Source organism: uncultured Gimesia sp. (assembly GCF_937919775.1).
Lineage (GTDB): Bacteria > Planctomycetota > Planctomycetia > Planctomycetales > Planctomycetaceae > Gimesia.
The window spans coordinates 1-2,381 of the sequence record NZ_CALFPF010000474.1 but is presented as its reverse complement, the minus strand read 5'-3'; the positions used below and the strand labels follow the sequence as shown (position 1 = coordinate 2,381).

General features: G+C 47.6%; 2 protein-coding genes. Both read right to left on the bottom strand.

The features are described from left to right. A partial coding sequence (ccsA, locus tag Q0294_RS13560) for a cytochrome c biogenesis protein CcsA (protein ID WP_299466245.1) occupies positions 1–900 on the bottom strand: 900 nt, incomplete at its 3' end. A 109-nt stretch (positions 901–1,009) separates the two neighbouring features. Continuing rightward, positions 1,010–2,095 carry a sigma-54 dependent transcriptional regulator gene (locus Q0294_RS13555; protein WP_299466244.1) on the bottom strand — a complete coding sequence of 362 codons (1,086 nt, stop codon included), beginning with the start codon at positions 2,093–2,095 and terminating at the stop codon, positions 1,010–1,012. Between the last annotated feature and the right edge of the window lie 286 nt (positions 2,096–2,381).

Below are 2,381 nucleotides of genomic sequence, written 5' to 3'. Positions count from 1 at the left end.
GACCCTTTCTGCAGCGGATCTCTGAATTTCCGGCAGAGGAGCGGAATAATGAGAGTGCCAGGAATCGAAATTCAGTATGCGAATATTCGTGAGGATCTGAATGCCGATTACCGTTAACAACAACAGCCCTCCGGTCCAGATGGTTAATTGTGCGATATATTTCTGATTCGGCTGCTTCTTTCTGAGAATGAAAATCACGCTGACTATCATCGCCACCCAGACAATTTCATAAACGATAATCACAGGGTCAAAAAATGAAATGGATTGAGCGCCTTTGCGAACATAAACTCCCAACCCGATCCCGATTCCCATGCCGACGGTTAACAGCGGCGCAGAAATCATTAATGCCCAGCGATTCAAACGTGCCAGTTTCGCCAGGCTGGGCAGGTTAAAGCCTTCGGTAAAATTCTGTTTCTGCTTCAGTCGACGGTGCTGAATCAGATACATCAAACTGGTGACAAAACTGAGTGCAATTCCCACGCCTCCCAGCACCAGCAGTGAGGCATGCAGCAGTGCCCACGAACGGATTGCCGGCTGAACCAGCGAATTGGGGACGGTATCAACAAAGTAAGATGAAACGACCAGAGCCAGGACCAGTGGAAACAGGAACAAACCAATCGAAAGCTCTGCATCGATCAGGTTGATAAAGAGAAAAATCGCCACCAGCAGCCACGAAAATACAATCAACCAGTCATGTGATGAACTCAATAAAGGAGGGAGCTCTGTTAGCCTGGCGCGAGTGAAAAGGTAAGCGGTTTGTGCCACCAGTCCCGCAAGGGAAAAGAGAAAGATCAGTGGTCGAATGAACCTGTCTTTATTGCGCAGGAACCGGGCCAGCTCTAAACCGAGCGCTACCAGATAACTGGCCATGAAACAGAAAACAGTCACATTCGATAACATGCGTGATACTTTGTTTAATATGAGAGAAATAAAGGGAGGGCTCTCAATGTCACTGCGGAGAATCAGAACGACTCTCTATTATAGGGTTGTTCAGCAAGTGAAGGGCAAGTCATCTTGCTTCAGATTCCAATTCGTACTCTGATATTTTTTTATGCAGCGTATTACGGTTGATTCCCAATCGCGTGGCTGTCTTAGTTTGAACCCCCTGGCAAGACCGCAAAACCTGCAAAATCAGCTCTTTTTCCACCTGTGACACAATCTGTGTATGCACATCAGTAGATTCTTCACCAACACGGTGCAATTCCATAGCCACCAGTTCGCGACAGAGCGTCTCCGGATCCAGTGTTTTGGAAGGCAGTGATCGAGGAACGGATTTACCTGTGACATGCCCGGGCAATAGATCAAGCGAGGGGCCCTCCGGGCCGGACAGCACAATCAATCGCTCGACATAATTCTGCAGTTCTCTGACATTTCCAGGCCAGGCGTAATTCTTGAAGGTCGATAAAACTTCATCCGAAAAATGAGGCAGCGGAATCTGCTCCGCAGCAGAAAACTGCTTTGCAAAAAAGTGGATTAAGTCTGGAATATCCTCTGCTCGATCACGCAAGGGGGGCAGATCGACCGGTATCACATTCAACCGATAATACAAGTCTTCGCGGAATCGACCGGCTTCAATTTCATCCAGCAGATTGCGATTCGTCGCTGCGACAATGCGGCAGTCGACCTGAATCGAACGTGTGTCCCCCACCCGTTCGAACTCGTGTTCCTGCAAAACACGCAATAACTTCACCTGCAGCGTGAAACTGACCGAATTGATTTCATCCAGAAAAATCGTGCCGCCATGTGCCGCTTCAAAACGACCTGTCCGATTCTCGACTGCACTTGTAAACGCTCCCTTAATATGCCCGAAGAGTTCGCTTTCCAGCAGGCTTTCACTTAACGCGCCACAATTCACACGAATAAAAGGGCCTGTGGCGCGGGGACTGAGTTCATGGATGGCGCGAGCAATCAACTCTTTACCAGTCCCGGTTTCACCAGTCAATAAGACTGTTGATGACGTGCCGGCAGCACGACGAGTCAGGCGATATACGTTCCGCATGGCCAGACTGTCTCCGACCATATCTTTTAAAATAGGGCGATCGTCTTCCATTCTTTCTATCGAAGTATCCTGTTTATTCGCAGGGAAAATTGACATTGTCGTCACTCAATCGAGTAAGTATCTGAGTCATCGAGTCTTTCAGACCGGCTGCTTTTTCCGAAAGATTGTTAAGTCCCTGCTCATTCAGCATGAAAAAATTGCACCTACATGCACAAAAAGATGGCGAACGCACTCATATAATATTCAGTCTTGTGAGACGAAGGAAGTGGTAGACTTATAATTTTTGAGAAACAATGACCATTGCCTAATTTATTCGTAACAGCTGGCGCGAACTGCAAAATAAATCGGCACAACAGCTCATATTAGAGGCTTTCTTTCTACT

Bases quoted from the DNA above. Each gene is read 5' to 3' on its own strand.
- Q0294_RS13555 (WP_299466244.1), bottom strand. From the start codon at position 2,095: ATGTCAATTTTCCCTGCGAATAAACAGGATACTTCGATAGAAAGAATG.